This window comes from Desertivirga brevis (genome assembly GCF_017355835.1).
This window is the reverse complement of the sequence record NZ_JAFEWF010000013.1, coordinates 122,775-139,643: the sequence shown is the minus strand read 5'-3', so window position 1 is coordinate 139,643 and position 16,869 is coordinate 122,775. Positions and strand designations below refer to the sequence as shown.

General features: G+C 40.6%; 12 protein-coding genes and 1 tRNA gene. 7 read left to right on the top strand and 6 right to left on the bottom strand.

The genetic code is table 11. From position 1 onward, the window contains the following. Positions 1–71: 71 nt before the first annotated feature. The 3 genes from infB (at position 72) to J4N25_RS24570 (ending at position 5,743) form a co-directional block, all read left to right on the top strand. Positions 72–3,245 (top strand): translation initiation factor IF-2, encoded by a 3,174-nt coding sequence (gene infB, locus J4N25_RS24580; RefSeq protein ID WP_207424547.1) that lies wholly within the window; start codon positions 72–74, stop codon positions 3,243–3,245. A gap of 195 nt (positions 3,246–3,440) precedes the next feature. Then, positions 3,441–5,111 (top strand): alkaline phosphatase PafA, encoded by a 1,671-nt coding sequence (gene pafA, locus J4N25_RS24575; RefSeq protein WP_207424546.1) that lies wholly within the window; start codon positions 3,441–3,443, stop codon positions 5,109–5,111. Beyond that, positions 5,108–5,743 carry a thiamine phosphate synthase gene (locus J4N25_RS24570; RefSeq protein WP_207424545.1) on the top strand — a complete coding sequence of 212 codons (636 nt, stop codon included), beginning with the start codon at positions 5,108–5,110 and terminating at the stop codon, positions 5,741–5,743. The genes pafA and J4N25_RS24570 overlap by 4 nt, the downstream gene beginning before the upstream one ends. A 200-nt stretch (positions 5,744–5,943) precedes the next feature. Here the strand turns inward: J4N25_RS24570 and J4N25_RS24565 are convergent. Then, positions 5,944–6,053: transfer RNA gene (locus tag J4N25_RS24565), tRNA-Asp, on the bottom strand. A gap of 145 nt (positions 6,054–6,198) precedes the next feature. Between J4N25_RS24565 and J4N25_RS24560 the strand changes: the two genes are divergently transcribed. Then, on the top strand, positions 6,199–6,675 hold the full coding sequence (locus tag J4N25_RS24560) for an Lrp/AsnC ligand binding domain-containing protein (RefSeq protein ID WP_207424544.1): 477 nt from the start codon (positions 6,199–6,201) through the stop codon (positions 6,673–6,675). Positions 6,676–6,742: 67 nt separating this feature from the next. On the opposite strand, the gene J4N25_RS24555 is transcribed toward J4N25_RS24560, so the two are convergent. Then, positions 6,743–7,351, bottom strand: coding sequence for a porin family protein (locus tag J4N25_RS24555; RefSeq protein WP_207424543.1), 609 nt, complete (start codon positions 7,349–7,351; stop codon positions 6,743–6,745). A 149-nt stretch (positions 7,352–7,500) separates the two neighbouring features. Here J4N25_RS24555 and J4N25_RS24550 point away from each other — a divergent pair, with 149 nt between their 5' ends. Further along, complete coding sequence (locus J4N25_RS24550) at positions 7,501–9,246, top strand: glycoside hydrolase family 3 protein (RefSeq protein ID WP_207424542.1); 1,746 nt, start codon at positions 7,501–7,503, stop codon at positions 9,244–9,246. A gap of 41 nt (positions 9,247–9,287) precedes the next feature. On the opposite strand, the gene J4N25_RS24545 is transcribed toward J4N25_RS24550, so the two are convergent. From J4N25_RS24545 to pepT, 4 genes are all read right to left on the bottom strand, one after another. Next, positions 9,288–12,119, bottom strand: a complete 2,832-nt coding sequence (locus J4N25_RS24545; RefSeq protein ID WP_207424541.1) for a TonB-dependent receptor — start codon at positions 12,117–12,119, stop codon at positions 9,288–9,290. Between the two features lie 135 nt (positions 12,120–12,254). Beyond that, positions 12,255–12,965 (bottom strand): LytR/AlgR family response regulator transcription factor, encoded by a 711-nt coding sequence (locus J4N25_RS24540; protein WP_207424540.1) that lies wholly within the window; start codon positions 12,963–12,965, stop codon positions 12,255–12,257. After that, entirely contained in the window at positions 12,962–14,059 is a 1,098-nt protein-coding gene (locus J4N25_RS24535; RefSeq protein ID WP_207424539.1) for a sensor histidine kinase, read from the bottom strand. The genes J4N25_RS24540 and J4N25_RS24535 overlap by 4 nt, the downstream gene beginning before the upstream one ends. Positions 14,060–14,153: 94 nt before the next feature. Then, positions 14,154–15,425 (bottom strand): peptidase T, encoded by a 1,272-nt coding sequence (gene pepT / locus J4N25_RS24530; RefSeq protein WP_207424538.1) that lies wholly within the window; start codon positions 15,423–15,425, stop codon positions 14,154–14,156. A gap of 74 nt (positions 15,426–15,499) precedes the next feature. On the opposite strand from pepT, the gene J4N25_RS24525 reads away from it, so the two are divergent. Both J4N25_RS24525 and J4N25_RS24520 read left to right on the top strand, forming a co-directional pair. Continuing rightward, a complete protein-coding gene (locus J4N25_RS24525; protein ID WP_207424537.1) occupies positions 15,500–16,192 on the top strand; it encodes a hypothetical protein in 693 nt (230 codons plus the stop codon). 58 nt (positions 16,193–16,250) lie between these two features. Continuing rightward, positions 16,251–16,859: a rhomboid family intramembrane serine protease gene (locus J4N25_RS24520; RefSeq protein WP_207424536.1), complete on the top strand. Its 609-nt coding sequence runs from the start codon at positions 16,251–16,253 to the stop codon at positions 16,857–16,859. Positions 16,860–16,869 lie beyond the last annotated feature (10 nt).

The following is a 16,869-nucleotide window of genomic DNA, read 5'->3' as shown; positions in this document are numbered from 1 at the left end:
GTTTCGCTATTAATAAACGATATAAAAAACGTACTTTTGTTTAAATATTAGCGAGAGGTAATAAATTTTAAATGTCAGAAGGTAAAAATATAAATTTACTAAAAGCTGCAAAAGAGCTGAATATCGGTATTGGCACCGCGGTAGAATCATTAAACAAGAAAGGCTTCAAAGTTGAAGCTAAACCTACTACGAAGCTTACCGAAGAAATGTATAATGCTCTTTTAAAAGAGTATCAGGGGGATAAGATAGTCCGTGAGGAAGCACGGCAAATTGTAATTGGAAAAATACGTCGTGATGATGCACCTGCCCCAGCTCCTGCACCTGAAAGGCAAGAACCTCGTCGCTCTGATTTTGAACAAAAAGAGATTTTAATAAAGAACGCAAGTACTTTTAGCGCTCCTCCTGTTGAAAAGCCAAAGGCTGTTGTACAAGAGGAAGAACCTGAGGCTCCGAAGCAGCCCGTTCAGGAGGAACCAAGTGTTCCTGGAGTTAAAGTAGTTGGAAAAATAGATCTTGATTCTCTTAACAGGAGAGGTCGCAATGAGGCTCCGAAAGAAGCGGAAGCACCTAAAGTTGAAGCGCCTAAGGTGGAAACTCCTAAGGTAGAAGCGCCTAAAGCAGATGCTCCTAATGTAGAGTCACCTCAGCCCCCTGCTGTTGAACAGCCGAAGATTGAGGCAGTTGCTCCTGAGCCTGTAAAAGAACCAGAAATAAAAGTGGAACCTCCAGTAGAACCAACTCCGGAGAAAGCTCCTGAAGTTGTTGAAAAACCTGTTGAGGTTCCCGAACCTCCTAAAGCTGAGCCAGTAGTTGAAGCTCCAAAGCCTGAAGTGAAGCCAGAACCAGTTAAGCCTGAGCCAGCTCCTGCACCTGTTGTAGAAGAGCCAGTTGCTGAGGTGAAAGCAGAGGCCCCAGTGGCACCTGCTGCTACGCCGGATGAATCTTCAGACGATGAAGTTATCAGAGCTAAAGCGCAGCGCCTTACTGGTCCGAATGTGATTGGTAAAATTGACTTGTCAAGTCAGTTTCCTCGCAAGAAAGATCAGCCTGTAGCATCATCTTCAAATGTAGCTGGACAGGATCACAAGCGTAAGCGCAAGCGTAAAGACAGCAACGAAGGAGTGAGACCTGCAGGGCAACAGCAGCAAGGTCAAGGTCAGCAAGGTCAGGGACAAGGAAATACCCAGGGAGGTCAGAACCGTCCTCCGCAGGGAGCAGGTCAGAACCGTCCTAACTTCGTTGGAGGCGGTGCTCAGAACCAGCCACCAAGAGGAAATCATCCAGGTAGGCCTGATTTTAAAAACAGACCAGCATCTCTTCAAAAAGAAGAGCCTTCAGATAAGGAAATACAAGATCAGATTAAAGCAACACTTGCTCGTTTAAGTGGAGCTGGTAAATCTGGTAAATTTGCCCAAAGAGCAAAACTTCGCCGCCAAAAACGTGACGATATAGCTCAATCAGCAGAAGAGGCAGCATTAGAGCAAGAAATGCAGGCAAAAGTTCTGAAAGTAACAGAGTTTGTTACGGCGAACGAGCTTGCCAGTATGATGGATGTTCCGGTTACCCAGGTTATTTCAACCTGTATGAGCCTCGGAATGTTCGTATCTATCAACCAGCGTTTGGATGCTGAAACCTTAACAATCGTAGCAGACGAATTTGGTTATGCTGTAGACTTTGTTAAACCTGAGGATGAGGAAACTATCCTTGAGGAAGAAGATAACGAGGAAGACTTATTACCTCGTGCGCCGATTGTGACTGTAATGGGTCACGTTGACCACGGTAAAACTTCATTACTTGACTTTGTTCGTAAGACTAACGTTATAGCAGGTGAAGCTGGTGGTATTACTCAGCACATTGGAGCTTACGAGGTGAAGTTGGAGAATGGTAAGAGAATTACTTTCCTTGATACTCCGGGTCACGAGGCGTTTACGGCGATGCGTGCCCGTGGAGCTAAAGTAACTGATATTGCAATTATTGTTATCGCTGCAGACGATAGCGTGATGCCTCAAACTCGTGAGGCTATCAACCATGCTCAAGCTGCAGGTGTACCTTTAGTATTTGCATTTACTAAAATTGATAAGCCAGGCGCTAACACAGATAAGATCCGTGAGCAATTAGCTGGTATGAATATCCTTGTTGAAGATTGGGGTGGTAAGTATCAGTCTCAGGAAATTTCAGCTAAGACAGGTTTGAATGTAGACTTACTGTTAGAGAAAGTATTACTTGAAGCAGAGTTATTAGACCTGAAAGCTAATGCAAATAAGCGCGCTGTAGGTACAGTTTTGGAAGCTGCATTAGATAAAGGACGTGGTATCGTGACAACGGTATTAATTCAGGCTGGAACGCTCAGGGTAGGAGATCCTATTCTTGCAGGAAGTTATAGCGGTCGTGTTAAGGCTCTTACTAACGAACGCGGGCAGAAGGTAGACAAGGCAGGTCCTTCTACGCCAGTTCAGGTTCTTGGTATGTCTGGAGCACCTACAGCAGGAGATAAGTTCAATGCAATGGAAAGCGAACCAGAAGCACGTGAGATTGCCAACAAGCGTCTGCAATTACAACGCGAACAAGGTCTGCGTACTCAGAAACATATCACGCTTGATGAGATCGGCCGTCGTTTAGCTATCGGTAACTTCAAGGAGCTTAACATCATCGTTAAAGGTGACGTGGACGGTTCTATCGAGGCTCTTTCTGACTCATTATTAAAGCTGTCAACTGAAGAGATTCAGGTTAATATCATCCACAAATCGGTAGGTCAGATTTCTGAATCCGACGTACTGTTAGCAAGTGCTTCAGATGCGATCATCATAGGATTCCAGGTTCGTCCTTCAGGAGGTGCCCGTAAGCTTGCCGAGCAAGAGGAAATCGACATCCGCTTGTACTCGATCATCTACGATGCTATCAATGAAGTAAAAGCTGCAATGGAAGGTATGCTTGCTCCTGAATTTGAAGAGAAGATCATCGCTAACGTTGAGATCCGTGAAACCTTCAAGATCAGTAAAGTGGGAACTATTGCAGGATGTATGGTACTTGACGGCAAGATTAACCGTAACAGTAAGATCCGTATCGTGAGAGATGGAGTTGTTGTTTACACAGGCGAGCTTGCTTCCCTTAAACGCTTCAAAGATGATGTTAAAGAAGTTGCAACAGGCTACGAATGTGGTTTGAATATCAACAACTTTAATGATATCAGAGTTGGAGATATTGTAGAAGCCTACGAAAATGTAGAGGTGAAGCGTAAATTATAATATAATCAACCAGAAATATTTAAAAGGCGAACCATATGGCTCGCCTTTTTTTATAGGCATTGTTTTTTATTGCTCATCGAAGCATACACAAAACATCTATTATTTGTAAGATATGTTGAGACACACCTTTATTTCAGCGGTGTCTTAACGTTCATTTAATCTTGAATACACACTTTTGCTTATTATTCTTAAGAAATGAAATTCAAAAATCTTCTGCTTTTACTTTTTGTAAGTGTTCTCACTGTTAATGTCCGGGCGCAGCGGTCAAAGGAGTCTGCAACTGTTCCTCGGCCTAAGCTTGTTGTTGGTTTGGTTGTAGACCAAATGCGCTGGGATTTCCTCTATCGCTATTACGAGAGGTATAACAATAATGGTTTTAAACGTCTACTCCGAGAGGGTTTCTCCTGCGAGAATACTTATATCCCCTATGTCCCTTCTGTTACAGCGATCGGCCATTCGACTATTTATACGGGTTCAGTTCCGTCTATTCATGGTATTGCTGGAAATGATTGGTTTAATCAGGTGACTGGGAAACAAACCTACTGCACGGAGGATTCTTCTGTAAAATCTGTAGGAACCAGTTCAAGAGCAGGGGAAATGTCACCAAGAAATCTGTTAGTTACGACTGTTACAGATGAATTAAAGCTAGCAACTAATTTCCGGTCGAAGGTGATAGGTGTGGCATTGAAAGACCGTGGTGGGATTTTGCCTGCTGGTCACACGGCAAATGCAGCTTATTGGTTTGATGACCTTACTGGAAATTGGATTTCCAGTACCTATTACATGAATGATCTACCTTCCTGGGTTAAGAGTTATAATAGTCAGCGCACGATCGATAAGTATCTTACACAAAGCTGGAATACGCTTTATCCGGTCGAGTCTTACACACAAAGTTCTCCTGATAACTCTCCTGCTTATGAAGGTAAATATAAGAAGGAGCAAGCTCCTGTATTTCCTCATGACATTGCTGCAAACAAGACTGCAGATTACTCGGCGATAAGAAGCACTCCTTTTGCTAATACCCTTACCCTGGATTTTGCGAAGGCAATTGTTCAAAATGAGGGAATGGGAAAGGGTTCGGCAACAGATTTCCTTGCAGTGAGTATTTCGTCTACTGACTATCTAGGTCACCAGTTCGGACCAAATTCAGTCGAAATAGAAGATGCATACCTGCGTCTTGATCAAGATATTGCAGCATTCTTAACTTACCTTGATCAAGCGGTAGGTAAAGGGCAGTATACCCTCTTCTTGTCTGCAGACCATGGCGTGGCTCATAATCCAATGTTCCTTCGTGATAACAAGGTTCCTGCTGGTTTTTGGCCAGGGATGAGTGGTGTGAAAACGGATATTAACGAGATCAATACTATTCTTGAGAAAAAGTACAAAGCAGGTAAAATTGTTAGGAGCATTTTCAACTATCAGATCAATCTTAATTATGATGTGATCGACAAGAATAACCTTAATATCGATGATATTAAGAAGGACCTTATCAGGTACTACAAGAACCAGGATGGAATCTCCTATGTAGTTGATCTCAAAAATATTGGTAATGCTGCTGTGCCCGAGCCGATAAAGACCAGGATCATTAATGGTTATAATGAAAAAAGGAGCGGCGAAATTCAGCTTATATTAAATCCAGGTTGGTATCAGGGAGCAGGTACAAGTGGTACAGGTACTACACATGGTAGCTGGAATCCTTACGATACCCATATCCCTCTTGTATTTATGGGTTGGGGAATAAAACAAGGGCGGTCTTCCCATCAGTATTTCATGACCGACATCGCGCCGACTATTGCCGCCTTACTTAGGATTCAGGAGCCTAATGGAAATATTGGAAATTCAATTGAGGAAGTAATGCTACCATGAGAAAGTATATATCGAGATTCCATTATTTAACGCAGGACCTGAATGATAAAAGCCATGTTACACAGGTTCAAACTGCCTGTGCAGCTGGTGCAAATTGGATACAATACAGATGCTTAAGTAAAAGCGATGAAGAGTTACTCAACGAGATCAATATTATTTCAGGTATTTGTGATGATTGGGGTGCGACGTTGATTGTAACCGATCATGTTCATCTTCTCCACTCGGCAGATTTACAAGGGGTACATATTGAGGATATGAGTGCCGACTTTGTTGCGCTACGCCGTGAAATTGGCGAAGAAAAAACCTTAGGCGCTTCCGCCAATACAATAGCTGACATCAGAAGAATTTGGGCCTCGGGAGTAGTAGATTATATTGGTTGTGGTCCGCTTAGGATTACACATACTAAACCCAATGATTATCCTCTCCTGGGATTAGATGGATATAAGGAAGTCGTAAAGGTGATGAATGATGAAGGAATAGATATTCCTCTTATAGCCGTTGGAGGAGTTTCTATTTCTGATGTAGGCTCCTTGCTCGAAGCAGGAGTTTACGGTGTAGCGGTTTCTGCAGCAGTTAATTTAAGCGAAGACCCTGCAAGGGCTTTGAAGGAGATCTACAAACAGCTTTATTAAATATCAGAGTAAAGTATTTGTATTAGCGCGATAGTAGGATCATATTTTCCAGCCGGTTTTTGTTCATTACAGAGCCGGCTGTTTTGTTTTTAGCTACAGGCGATTTTCCGAGAGTCCCTCTCATATTTGCAAATAAAAAAAGCAGGTGATGGGCACCTGCTCAAACTAACCAATTATAAACCTAAATTAAACGAAAGGAGCTGTAGGGGAAGGAGTCGAACCTTCAAGGAGTGGTTAAGCCGTTACCGGTTTTCCCAAGATCTCCGCCACCGAGACAAGGAGGTGTGTCTGCCAATTTCACCACCCTACAGTGTTTAAGCAACCGCTATTGCTTATTTGCTTGATACAAATTTAAAACAAAAAGCAGATTTCTTGCAAATATTCTAAGGAATTATTTTAATTTTTGTGAACTTTTTATTTACTTCGTTTAATAATTAATGTTCTTCAAAAATCATATGGAAAAAAAAGGCGCAAATTTAGAAATTGATAATCTCGATATGCAGATCCTTTCTCTGCTTATGGAGGATGCAACAATCCCATATACAGAAATCGCCAAAAGACTGATTGTATCCGGAGGTACCATCCATGTTCGGATGAAGAAAATGCAGGATCTTGGAATAATCAAGGGCTCAAATCTATTGATTGATCCTCAGAAGATTGGTTATGATATTTGTGCCTATTTAGGAATCTATCTTGAAAAAGGTTCAACGTATAAAGATGCTGTTGAGCAACTTAGAAACATAAAGGAAATTGTAGAATTACATTATACTACAGGAGCGTGGAGTATGTTTGCGAAGATTATTTGCAGAGATACGAATCATTTGAGGATTGTGCTAAATGACCACATTCAATCTGTTGAGGGTATCCAGAGAACGGAAACTTTCATTTCCCTTGAGGAAAGTATTAAGCGCCAGATCAGTTTAGACACCTAAGGTTTAAACTAATTCAGCCTTTCCATAAATTAGAAAGGCCGGTTTTTAGCCGGCTCTTCTATCTTTTTTATAATCGGATTCCTAATCCTACCTGGATAACCTGATTTTTATATTCAGGCGTTTCTGAATCGCCGTTTTCATTGTTTTTCTGGAAATCAAGGGCATACCGTCCAATAAAGGATACCTTTGGACTTACATCTATGCCTAGGCCTACAACTCCGCTTATTATACTTTTCTTAAGGTTGGAATTGTCCTCCTTAATTGTTTCGCGGTATTGCTGACTACCACTATCCCAGCTTTCGGTAGTAGAAGTTAGGAAAGAAACCTGAGGCCCTAAATGAAGGTTAAAGCCGCCAGATTTGAATTTCGCTAAAATAGGCACGTCAATAAAATTTGTAGTTACTGAATACTTTGTTTCTCCTACAAGTGCGCTGGAATAATCAACCTTATATCCTTTTTGTGAATAAAGGATCTCTGGGGCGAAAGAAAACGCGGGCACAATTGGAATGTCGATACCAAGTCCTGCATGGAATCCAGGTTTAAAATCTGTAGAAAAATTACTGTCACCAGTTTTAATGATGTTCGAGAAGTTCGCTCCTGCTCTTACAGACACTGATTGTGCCTTAGCTCCTACAGTCAATAAAGCTGCAGCAGCAATGGTAAATAGATATTTCATAATTCTAAGTGTTTTTGTGTTAACTCATCATAGAAATAATAATGCCAATTATTTCTTCGTAATAAAAAACAAGGTTATAACAAATTTTGTAATTATTTGATTGCTTTTTTTTTAATCTTGTATGCTTTTTTGTACAGAATAGGTGAATTATGCTTTTGAGATCTTTTGTTTTTGTCCTTGCTTTATGTTCGTCTGTCGATCTTTTCGCACAGTCACTGAAGCCTTTTATGGAGCCAGATGAGCAGCAGCAGCACTGGGTCGATTCCGTTTTCAAGAAAATGAAAAGAAAGGAAAGAATCGGACAGATGTTTTTTTTAAGGGCCCACACTAATCTTGGTAAGGCATATGAAGATTCGGTTGCCAGGTTAATAAAGACTAATAAAGTAGGGGGCCTTGTTTTTTTTCAGGGAGGGCCAGGAAGGCAGGCCAATCTTACTAAAGCCTACCAGTCTATATCAGAAGTGCCATTGTTAGTTGCGATGGATGCAGAATGGGGTTTGGGCATGCGTCTGGATAGCACTATTTCTTACCCTTATCAAATGACTCTAGGTGCTATTCAGGACAATAGCCTTATTTACGCAATGGGAAGGGAAATTGCCCGCGATTTTAAACGGTTAGGGATGCACCTCAACTTCGCCCCTGTTTCGGATATAAATAACAATCCACGTAATCCTGTAATTAACTATCGTTCGTTCGGCGACAATAAATACAATGTAGCTCTTAAAGCTGCGGCTTACATGAAGGGATTGCAGGACGAAGGTATATTGGTAAGTATTAAGCATTTCCCTGGGCATGGAGATACAGACGTAGATTCTCATGGAGATCTTCCAAAGTTAAATTTCACAAGGGAAAGACTTGATTCCCTTGAGTTATACCCTTTCAGGGACTTGATTGCAAAAGGAGCTTCGGGCGTGATGATTGCTCATATGAATATTCCGGCTTTGGACAGTACCGTAAATTTGCCTTCCACATTGTCCAGGCCAATAGTAACCGGTCTTTTAAAAGAGGACCTCGGCTTTAAAGGTCTGGCTATTTCTGATGCAATGGAAATGAAGGGAGTTACAAAGTATTTCCCTAACGGTGAAGCGGATGTAAGGGCTGTTATTGCTGGCAATGATGTTATTGAGCTTTCGGAGAATACAGAGCGGGCTATCGGGCTGGTCAGGGAAGCTATAAAAGCTAAGCGCCTTGAAAAATCTCAGGTTATCGAGAGTGTGAAAAAGATATTAGCAGCTAAGTATTGGGCAAAAGTTTATCAGGAAGCGGATGCAGATAGCTCAGCTATTGTCAACTTTTTAAATAGGCCTGAAGCTTTAGCCCTCAATCAGAAGCTAGCAGATGCTTCTGTGACTGTGCTGAAAGGCGACAGTCTGTTGAAAATTATCACGCCATCTGAGAATACAGCCATTGTGAGCGTTGGAGTAACTGATTTAACGGTGTTCCAACGAGAGGTTGCTGCAAGTTTTCCTAATTCAAACAATTATATCCTTTCGAAAATTGCTTCTCAGGTGGACGTTGACAGGGTGAAAAAGGAACTAAAAAACTACAAGCAGATCATTCTGGCAATACACGATTACAGAAAGAGGCCCTCAAGCTCACTAGATTATAATAATACGTTAAAGAGATTTATAAGTGATGTCGTTTCGCTTAATCCTATGGTTTGTCTTTTTGCCAATCCTTACACTATAAGTGGTCTGCCTGCCGTAGAAAGGGCCTCAACTTTAATTGTTAATTATCAGAATAACGATGAGATGCAGAGGGCGGTAGCGAAAGTGGTAACGGGCAAGATGCCGGCCTCGGGAAGGCTACCGGTAACGGTAAGTCCGACACTTAAAACGGGAGATGGAATTCAATACTTCCCCATTCCTCCTGCTGTATCAGGGCAAGTGGAGTAAAATAATAAAGGCTGTTCGTTAGCGAACAGCCTTTATTATTTCTAGTTACCTCCGCGCCCAGGGAAGCCGCCTCCTCCAGGGAAACCACCGCCTCCAGGAAACTGACCTCCTTCTCTGTTACGTTGAAAATTATCGCCTTGCTGACTGCTTCCGGGAAACTTAGACAACCTATAGCTGAACGTTGCCATTACGTAGCGGGTCAGTCGGTTATTTAAGCTATTGCTTATATAGTTATCAGTCTGAGTTCTGGAAACATTGGTGGCTTCTTTCATTACATCAAAACCCTGAATTCTGAATGTGCCACGTCTGTTAAAGAACTGCTTTTCTAGATAGGTGTTGATGATCAGGGGATTTGCTGCTATATTTCCATAACCGCTATTAAGGGATTGAGTTAAATCGAAGCCGATAATGAAGGTCTTAAAAAAGTACACCCGGCCATTCAAGTCCAGATTCCAGCTCTGCGCAGATGTTTTACGATCTGGAGTGAGGCTATAATTTACCCAGTTAGTGCTATAACGAACTGCCGGGTAGATCTCAATATTTTGGTTCGGATTGATCTGTACTCTTGCACCTTGCGTAATTCCCCAGTTTTTTCCAGTGTTTTTCCTGTTATCCTGGAAGGTTATATCATTACTGTAGTTGACATTTCCGAATAGAGATAACCGGAGTTTTCTTTCAAAGAAAGGCTTCCCAACACTGTAATTTGCATTAGTGGAAAAATATCCATCCGCGTTTAAAAAATACGTCTCCTGAACATTGTTTTCCCGGTTAACAACTACATTTCTTGTTATGCGGTTATTGATAATATTACCATCCAGACCGAGGTTTAAAAATACTCCGGAAACAGCATTATTATTATTATAGTTGACATTAAGGCTTTGAGTAAAAGCTGATTTTAAATCAGGATTACCTATTACAGGACGCTGTGCATCTGAAATATCACGTCCAGGCTGAATTTGACTAAAGCTTGGTTCGGTGCTACGACCCGAGTAGTTGATGTTTAAAGACTTTGATCTGGCGAAAAAGTAAGCGAACCGTGCTGTCGGGAATACATTGAAACCGGTTCTATGAGGGTTTGCATTAACGCCTGCTGTTCTGGATTGTCCTTCCAGCAAAGTTGGCTGAGCTGTAACACCAATAGTAAAGTTGTACAGCCTCTGTCTGTCAAAACGATAATTTAAGCTATATCGTTGAGTAGTAAATGAGTAATCGAAAAGATTACTTAAGTTTTGAGAATAGTCAAAATCACCTGTGGCCAGGTTCAACGTATCTGTATTACGGCTATTATCGTAAGATGCTCTAGTGAAATTATACCCAAAGTCAAGTCTGGCGTACTTCCCTATTGATTCGCTATAGGTAAGATTAATATTTGTGTTAATACTTTGGTTATTGATATCTACCCGACGGGTTGAAAGACTGTCCTGACGATCTAAATAGTCGAATTCGTCCCTTGCCTCCTGATAACTTGTATTGTCTGATCTCCCTAAGGATCCAGCAATTGATATATTCCTCCCTGGCTTCTTAAATCTATGGTTGTAAATAATATTGCCACCAAAGAACGGGGAGGTTGCATCTGTAGAGGACGTATTATCCCTGTTAACCGTCGTAAATCCTGTACCAAATTGATTTTCTAAATAGTTGGTAGCCGCATCATTGGAAGAAATACTAAAGGAAGGGGATAATAGTAGATAATTAAGACTGTCAATTTTATATTCAAAATTGAAGTTGAAGTTGTTGAAGAGGGTCTTAGTCTCGGTATTTGAATTTCTGAATGCATTAAGAACCCGTTCAGTGTTTGTATTCGGATCTATTCCGAAATTGTTCCAGGTGTCTGTCTGGCTGATAATATCGTTATTTCTGTAGGTAAACCTGTAACTTCCATAAACACTTATCTTCTTGCTCCATTCGTCCCGATAGTTTAAACCACCACCCATAGTATTGGTGATACCATTTTGGTTAAAGCCACCAAAGCCACCTCCTCCTCCGAAATTTCCGCCACGGCGTCCGCCTCCTCCAAATCCACGAGTACCTCCACCCAAGAATTGAAATACGTTAGCGTTTGTGTTGTTAAAGTTGAGGATCGTGGCTATCTGAAGGTCATTATTTAAGAATTGCCCGTTTCCCAGAAATTGATATCTTCCTTTGTTACCTATCCCTGCATTACCATTAAGGATCATCCCTTTGTTTTTATCAGGGCGAATTTGGATGTTTATGATCTTATCGGCCTCGCCTTCTCTTATTCCGGTTATTCTGGCTTGGTCACCGTAATCGTCAACAATTTGAATTTTCTCAATTATTTCCGCTGGAAGGTTTTGTGTGGCCGTTTTTAAATCTCCCTCGAAATAATCCCGTCCATTAACCCTAATGCGGGTTACGCTTTTTCCCTGGGTAGTAACATTTCCATCCTTATCAACTTCTACTCCGGGAAGTTTTTTAATGATGTCTTCTGCTACTGAATTTTCCCTGACCGGATAATCGCTAGCACGATATTCTACCGTATCCTGCTTTACAACAACTCCTTTTGTCCCTGAAACGACAACTGCATTAAGAAGCTTGCTTTCAGAACGAATAACGATAGGATCGAGCTTTAACGGACTAGCCTCGTCTTTATAAAGGAACCTTTTATTCAACGTTTGATATCCCAACGCAGCTACAGTAATTAGAAATTGAGATGATTTAACATTTCGAAAGGTGAAGTTTCCATTTACATCAGTTACAGTAGATAAAGTATCTTTTGCAGAGACCAGTTTTACCGATCCTGCGATTACACTTGTTCCTGTAGAATCTCTTACAATTCCGCTAATTTGTCGTCCTGTTTGAGCGAACAGGTGTGTCGAAATCAGTAAGAATAGTATTAGTATTATTTTTTTCATGTGTGGTTTTATTTCAGATTTTGATTGAATTTTCGAGTTTATAACGCTGCAAATAAAGTACCTTCAGGCCTAACGATAAACTAAATGATACTTAGGCTAAGAATAAAGAGACGAAAGCCTTAAACACGTCTATATCTATTGCTGACCCATGTATTGCAGCAAAGCTTCTTTGTAGTTATCGCTAACCGGCACTTCGGTGTCTTGAATAACTACTCTGTTCTTTTTAAAGGCAGAAAGTTTGTTAAGTGAGATAATGAACGACTTATGGACTCGCATAAACCTTTCTGCGGGTAATTTCTCTTCCATGAATCGCATGCTAAGCCTGGTAATAACAGGCTTGTCTGAATCCGTAAGATAAATTTTAATGTAATCTTTCAGGCCCTCGATGTATAAAATATCTTGCAAGTTGATCCTCACAAGCGAGTAATCAGCGTTAACAAAAAGGCTGTCTGGTGCAGGGCTTGCAGGACTTAATTGCTGTGGATTTTTTAAATTATACAATTCCAAAGCCTTGTTCGCCGCTTTCATAAATCGCTCGAAAGCAAATGGCTTCACCAGGTAATCCAATACATCAAGGTTAAATCCATCCAACGCATATTTCTCGTAAGCCGTCACCAGAATCACCATAGGTGGATTATTAAGGCTTTTTAACAATTGAAGACCGGTTAACCCAGGCATTTGAACGTCAAGGAAGATAAGATCTATAGTTTTTTCACTGAGAACTTTCATTGCATCCATAGCGTTCCTGCAAGTTGCTTCCAGCTGCAGAAATGGAACCTGCGAGATATTATCTTCCATTAGTTCTGCAGCAAACTTTTCGTCGTCAACTACCAGGCATCGGATCATTTCAATTGGATGTTTAGTTTTGAAACAAAGGTAGTTCCGTTTAAAACTGTTTCCAGCTTGTAACGGTCTTTATACAGAAGCTCCAACCTTCTGCGCATATTATTTAGACCGATGCCCGACGCTTTGTCTCTGGCACTGTCTTGTGGAGAAACAGAGTTTTCAACTTTAAACTCGAGCCAGTTCGTGGCTTGATTTACTGCCAGTTTGATCTTTATAAATGGATCATCGACCATTCCTATTCCATGTTTAAATGCATTTTCAATAAATGATATAAGCAGCATAGGTTCGATCTCGTAATCATCGTAAGAATCAGCGATATCGAGTTCCAGAAGGAGGTCGTCTCCAAATCTTAAAAGTTGCAGATCAATATAATTCCTTAAATACTCTACTTCTTTATCGAGCGATATCTTTTCGTCATTGCTTTCATAAAGCATGTATCGCATCATGTGGGATAGTTTTATTAGCGAGGGTTCCATCAGGTCCGATTTCTTCCTCGCCATTGCCACTAGGGTGTTTAGGACATTGAACATGAAGTGGGGACTAACTTGCGACCTAAGAAAGGAAAGTTCAGTCTTTAGATTTTCATTTTCTTTTTCTTTCAGGCTTTTTTCTGCCCTTGACGAATCCCGAATGATCCGGTAGCTAATGCTAACCCCAATGATGAATATATAGGGGAATAGTAGAAAATAGAAGTATCCTTCCTTATGACGTCTCTTCCTGGCTTTTTCCTGGTTTGGAGGTGCAGGTTTTTTATTTGTGAGGTTCTCTATCTCCGTGGGTTTCACCCGGAAATATGTACGCTCGATCATGAAAGATGTCCTGACAAAAAGGAACACTGTAACAGCTAGAACAACAACATAAAGAATCAATCCTTTTCTTTTATATATTAAAGGATAGAAGATATAGACATTGATGTAAAAGAATGCAATCAGGAAGAGATTGCCTATGATTAGCCTGTTCTGTACTGAATCTGAAAATCTTACGCCTGTACTGGAGATCCTTACCATATGAGGCAGGAATAGTAACAGCATCCAGAAAAGGATATGCCCCAAAGGCGTAAGATATTTGTTGAACTGCTGGTTTTTAATAGCCATCCTACAAAAATAACAGCTGGTTTAACTCAAATTTTAAATAGAGCCCAATAAGCTGAAATTGAAGACGAACGACAAATAAAATGCGACTTTATAACTAGCTCTTCTCTTCCCACAGCACTGCCAGGTGTATGATTGTATCAACTGCTTTTTGCATATCTTGAACCGAAATCCATTCGTGTTTGCTATGAAATGCATGCTCCCCAGCGAAAATATTAGGACATGGAAGGCCCATGAATGAAAGTCTTGAGCCATCGGTTCCTCCACGAATGCTTTGAAGCTTAGGCTCCATTCCTGCTCTTTCAATAGCTTCTCTTGCATATTCAATAACCTGGGGATATTGGTCGAGTACAATTTTCATGTTCCGGTATTGCTCTTTAACTTCGAGGGTAAAGGAAGAATTTGGATAGCCTTCCATAACTTCGTTGGCAATTGCTTCCAGTAACCTTGCATGGCTTGTTAACTCTTCATCGGCAAAGTCTCTCAGAATAAATTCAATAGTGGCTTCTTCAACGGTTCCGCTGATAGACACGGGATGTATAAATCCTTCTTTACCGGATGTACATTCAGGTGAATATCGATCCTTTGGCAACGCTGCTACAATTTCTGAGGCTATTTTGATAGCGCTTTCCATTGATCCCTTTGCGAACCCAGGGTGGGCGCTTACTCCCTTGATACGAATTATTGCAGAATTGGCTGAAAATGTTTCATTCTCAATAGTCCCCCTAGCCTCACCGTCTACAGTATATCCAAAATCAGCATTCAGCTTCTTAAGGTCTACGTGTTCCACTCCTCGTCCAACTTCTTCATCAGGGGTGAATAAAATTTTTATTTCGCCATGCTTTACTTCGGGGTGAGTAATAAAGAAGTTTGCAGCATCGACTATTTCTGCCAGTCCAGCTTTATTATCGGCACCTAATAAAGTAGTACCGCTTGCCGTTATAATATCATTTCCTATTTGAGACCTTAGCTTGGGATGATCTTTAAGACGAATCACCTGGGTAGGGTCATCCGGAAGCAGCAGATCTTCTCCTGCATAATTTTTATGGATGATAGGCTTGACATTCTCTCCACTTGCATCTGGGGAAGTGTCCATATGGGAGCAGAAGCAAATTACGGGTACTGCCTTTTCGGAATTTGAAGGAATTGTAGCATAAACGTATCCATATTCGTCAAGGTATGCGTCTTCAATTCCAATGGAGAGCAGATCTTCTACAAGTTTTCTTCCTAAATTTTTCTGTTTCTCGGTAGAAGGAAAGCTAGTGGAATGAGGATCAGATTGTGTATCAATGGTAACATAATTAAGAAATTTGCTTACGCTGATATATTGATAAGATTTTAAATTTTCTATTAAACGGCTTTGTTTCATAGTGATTTAATATTTAAGTATTTGAAATTTTATATTTTTTAGCTTATTTTACCTCGACTTTTAAATGTATTGCTTTGAGAAGGTACCTACTTGTTCTAATAACGTGTTTCTTTTTTGTTAAAAGCTTCGGCCAATATAACTACTATCGTCTATCCGCAGGCGTTAATGTTGGCTCAAATATGGCATTTGCAGACCTTCAAAAAAAGCGTCCTGCACAAACACTGGCGGCAAATCTTAATTATCACTTAACTCCGTTTACTACGTTGGGTTTTGAGTATCAGAACGGAAGCTTAGCTGGAGGCGATCGAGAAAAAGACCCACATCTAAGATATTTTAAAAATAGCTATTCTACGTTTACCTTAGGTGGACAAGTGCAGCTTGGGCAGGTTGTGGACTTTGAAAGCAATAATTTTCTTTATGCTATTCGTGGTCTCTATATGGGATTGGGAGTAGGTATGATAAAAAATAACGTGAAGGATGTTGTTCGTTTTCAACCGCCAACCTATACTTACGAATTTCCTGGAAAGGATAAAAGTACAGGCGTTGTTGTTCCTGTTAGCGCGGGTATGAACTTCAATATTTTGGATAGATGGGGATATACACGTTATATTTTTAATGCTGGTTATCAGTTTAATATAACAACGGGAGAAGGCTTGGATGGATACAATGATGCATCTAAAGGTGGAGCCTTCAGTAATATTCCTGACATGTACGGTGTCTTTTCCGTTGGTCTTAGATTCTGTTTCGGCCCTGAAGGTTTATACTAATATTTAAATCAAACATCAGCAAAAAGAATATGTTTCGTTCTTGAACGCTGAAAAATAAATGGAGTCATTATTTAACGATACACCCGTAGCGGGAATTATATTTCTGCTAACCATTGTAACAAGCTTATACGCTTTTTCTAATCCTCAGGTGTATGGGAAATTTATGCTCCATCCTTATAGTGTTAGTAGAGGAGAGCGAGTTTATTCGATTTTTACCAGTGGCTTGATCCATAAAGATTGGGGCCATTTGTTTTTTAATATGTTCTCCTATTATATGTTTGCTTTTACTCTCGAAAGGCAAATAGGGTCGGTGAAGTTTGCTATTCTCTATATAGCTAGTTTGGCCCTTAGTGATATGAGCACGATAGTAAAACATAAAGACCATTTTTGGTATAATAGTCTTGGAGCATCTGGTGCAATCTCAGCGGTTGTGTTTAGTTATATCTTATTCTTTCCGGAGGCTTCCTTTTATCTAATGTTCATTCCAATTCCAATTAACTCGGTAGTTTTTGGTATTCTTTATCTTATTTACAGTGCTTACGCATCTAAGCAGTCAGGCAACATCAATCATGACGCCCACTTCTTTGGAGCCCTTGCCGGTATTATCATTACCATTATTTTTAACCCTGGTGTATTAAGCAGTTTTTTCAGCCAGTTGTTAAATTGATTTTCTGTTA

Excerpts from the sequence above, each read along its gene's own strand:
- J4N25_RS24555 (WP_207424543.1), bottom strand. The coding sequence starts at position 7,351 with ATGAAATATCTATTTACCATTGCTGCTGCAGCTTTATTGACTGTAGGA.
- pafA (WP_207424546.1), top strand. The coding sequence starts at position 3,441 with ATGAAATTCAAAAATCTTCTGCTTTTACTTTTTGTAAGTGTTCTCACT.
- J4N25_RS24520 (WP_207424536.1), top strand. The coding sequence starts at position 16,251 with ATGGAGTCATTATTTAACGATACACCCGTAGCGGGAATTATATTTCTG.
- J4N25_RS24550 (WP_207424542.1), top strand. The coding sequence starts at position 7,501 with ATGCTTTTGAGATCTTTTGTTTTTGTCCTTGCTTTATGTTCGTCTGTC.
- infB (WP_207424547.1), top strand. The coding sequence starts at position 72 with ATGTCAGAAGGTAAAAATATAAATTTACTAAAAGCTGCAAAAGAGCTG.
- J4N25_RS24570 (WP_207424545.1), top strand. The coding sequence starts at position 5,108 with ATGAGAAAGTATATATCGAGATTCCATTATTTAACGCAGGACCTGAAT.
- J4N25_RS24535 (WP_207424539.1), bottom strand. The coding sequence starts at position 14,059 with ATGGCTATTAAAAACCAGCAGTTCAACAAATATCTTACGCCTTTGGGG.
- J4N25_RS24560 (WP_207424544.1), top strand. The coding sequence starts at position 6,199 with ATGGAAAAAAAAGGCGCAAATTTAGAAATTGATAATCTCGATATGCAG.
- J4N25_RS24540 (WP_207424540.1), bottom strand. The coding sequence starts at position 12,965 with ATGATCCGATGCCTGGTAGTTGACGACGAAAAGTTTGCTGCAGAACTA.
- pepT (WP_207424538.1), bottom strand. The coding sequence starts at position 15,425 with ATGAAACAAAGCCGTTTAATAGAAAATTTAAAATCTTATCAATATATC.
- J4N25_RS24545 (WP_207424541.1), bottom strand. The coding sequence starts at position 12,119 with ATGAAAAAAATAATACTAATACTATTCTTACTGATTTCGACACACCTG.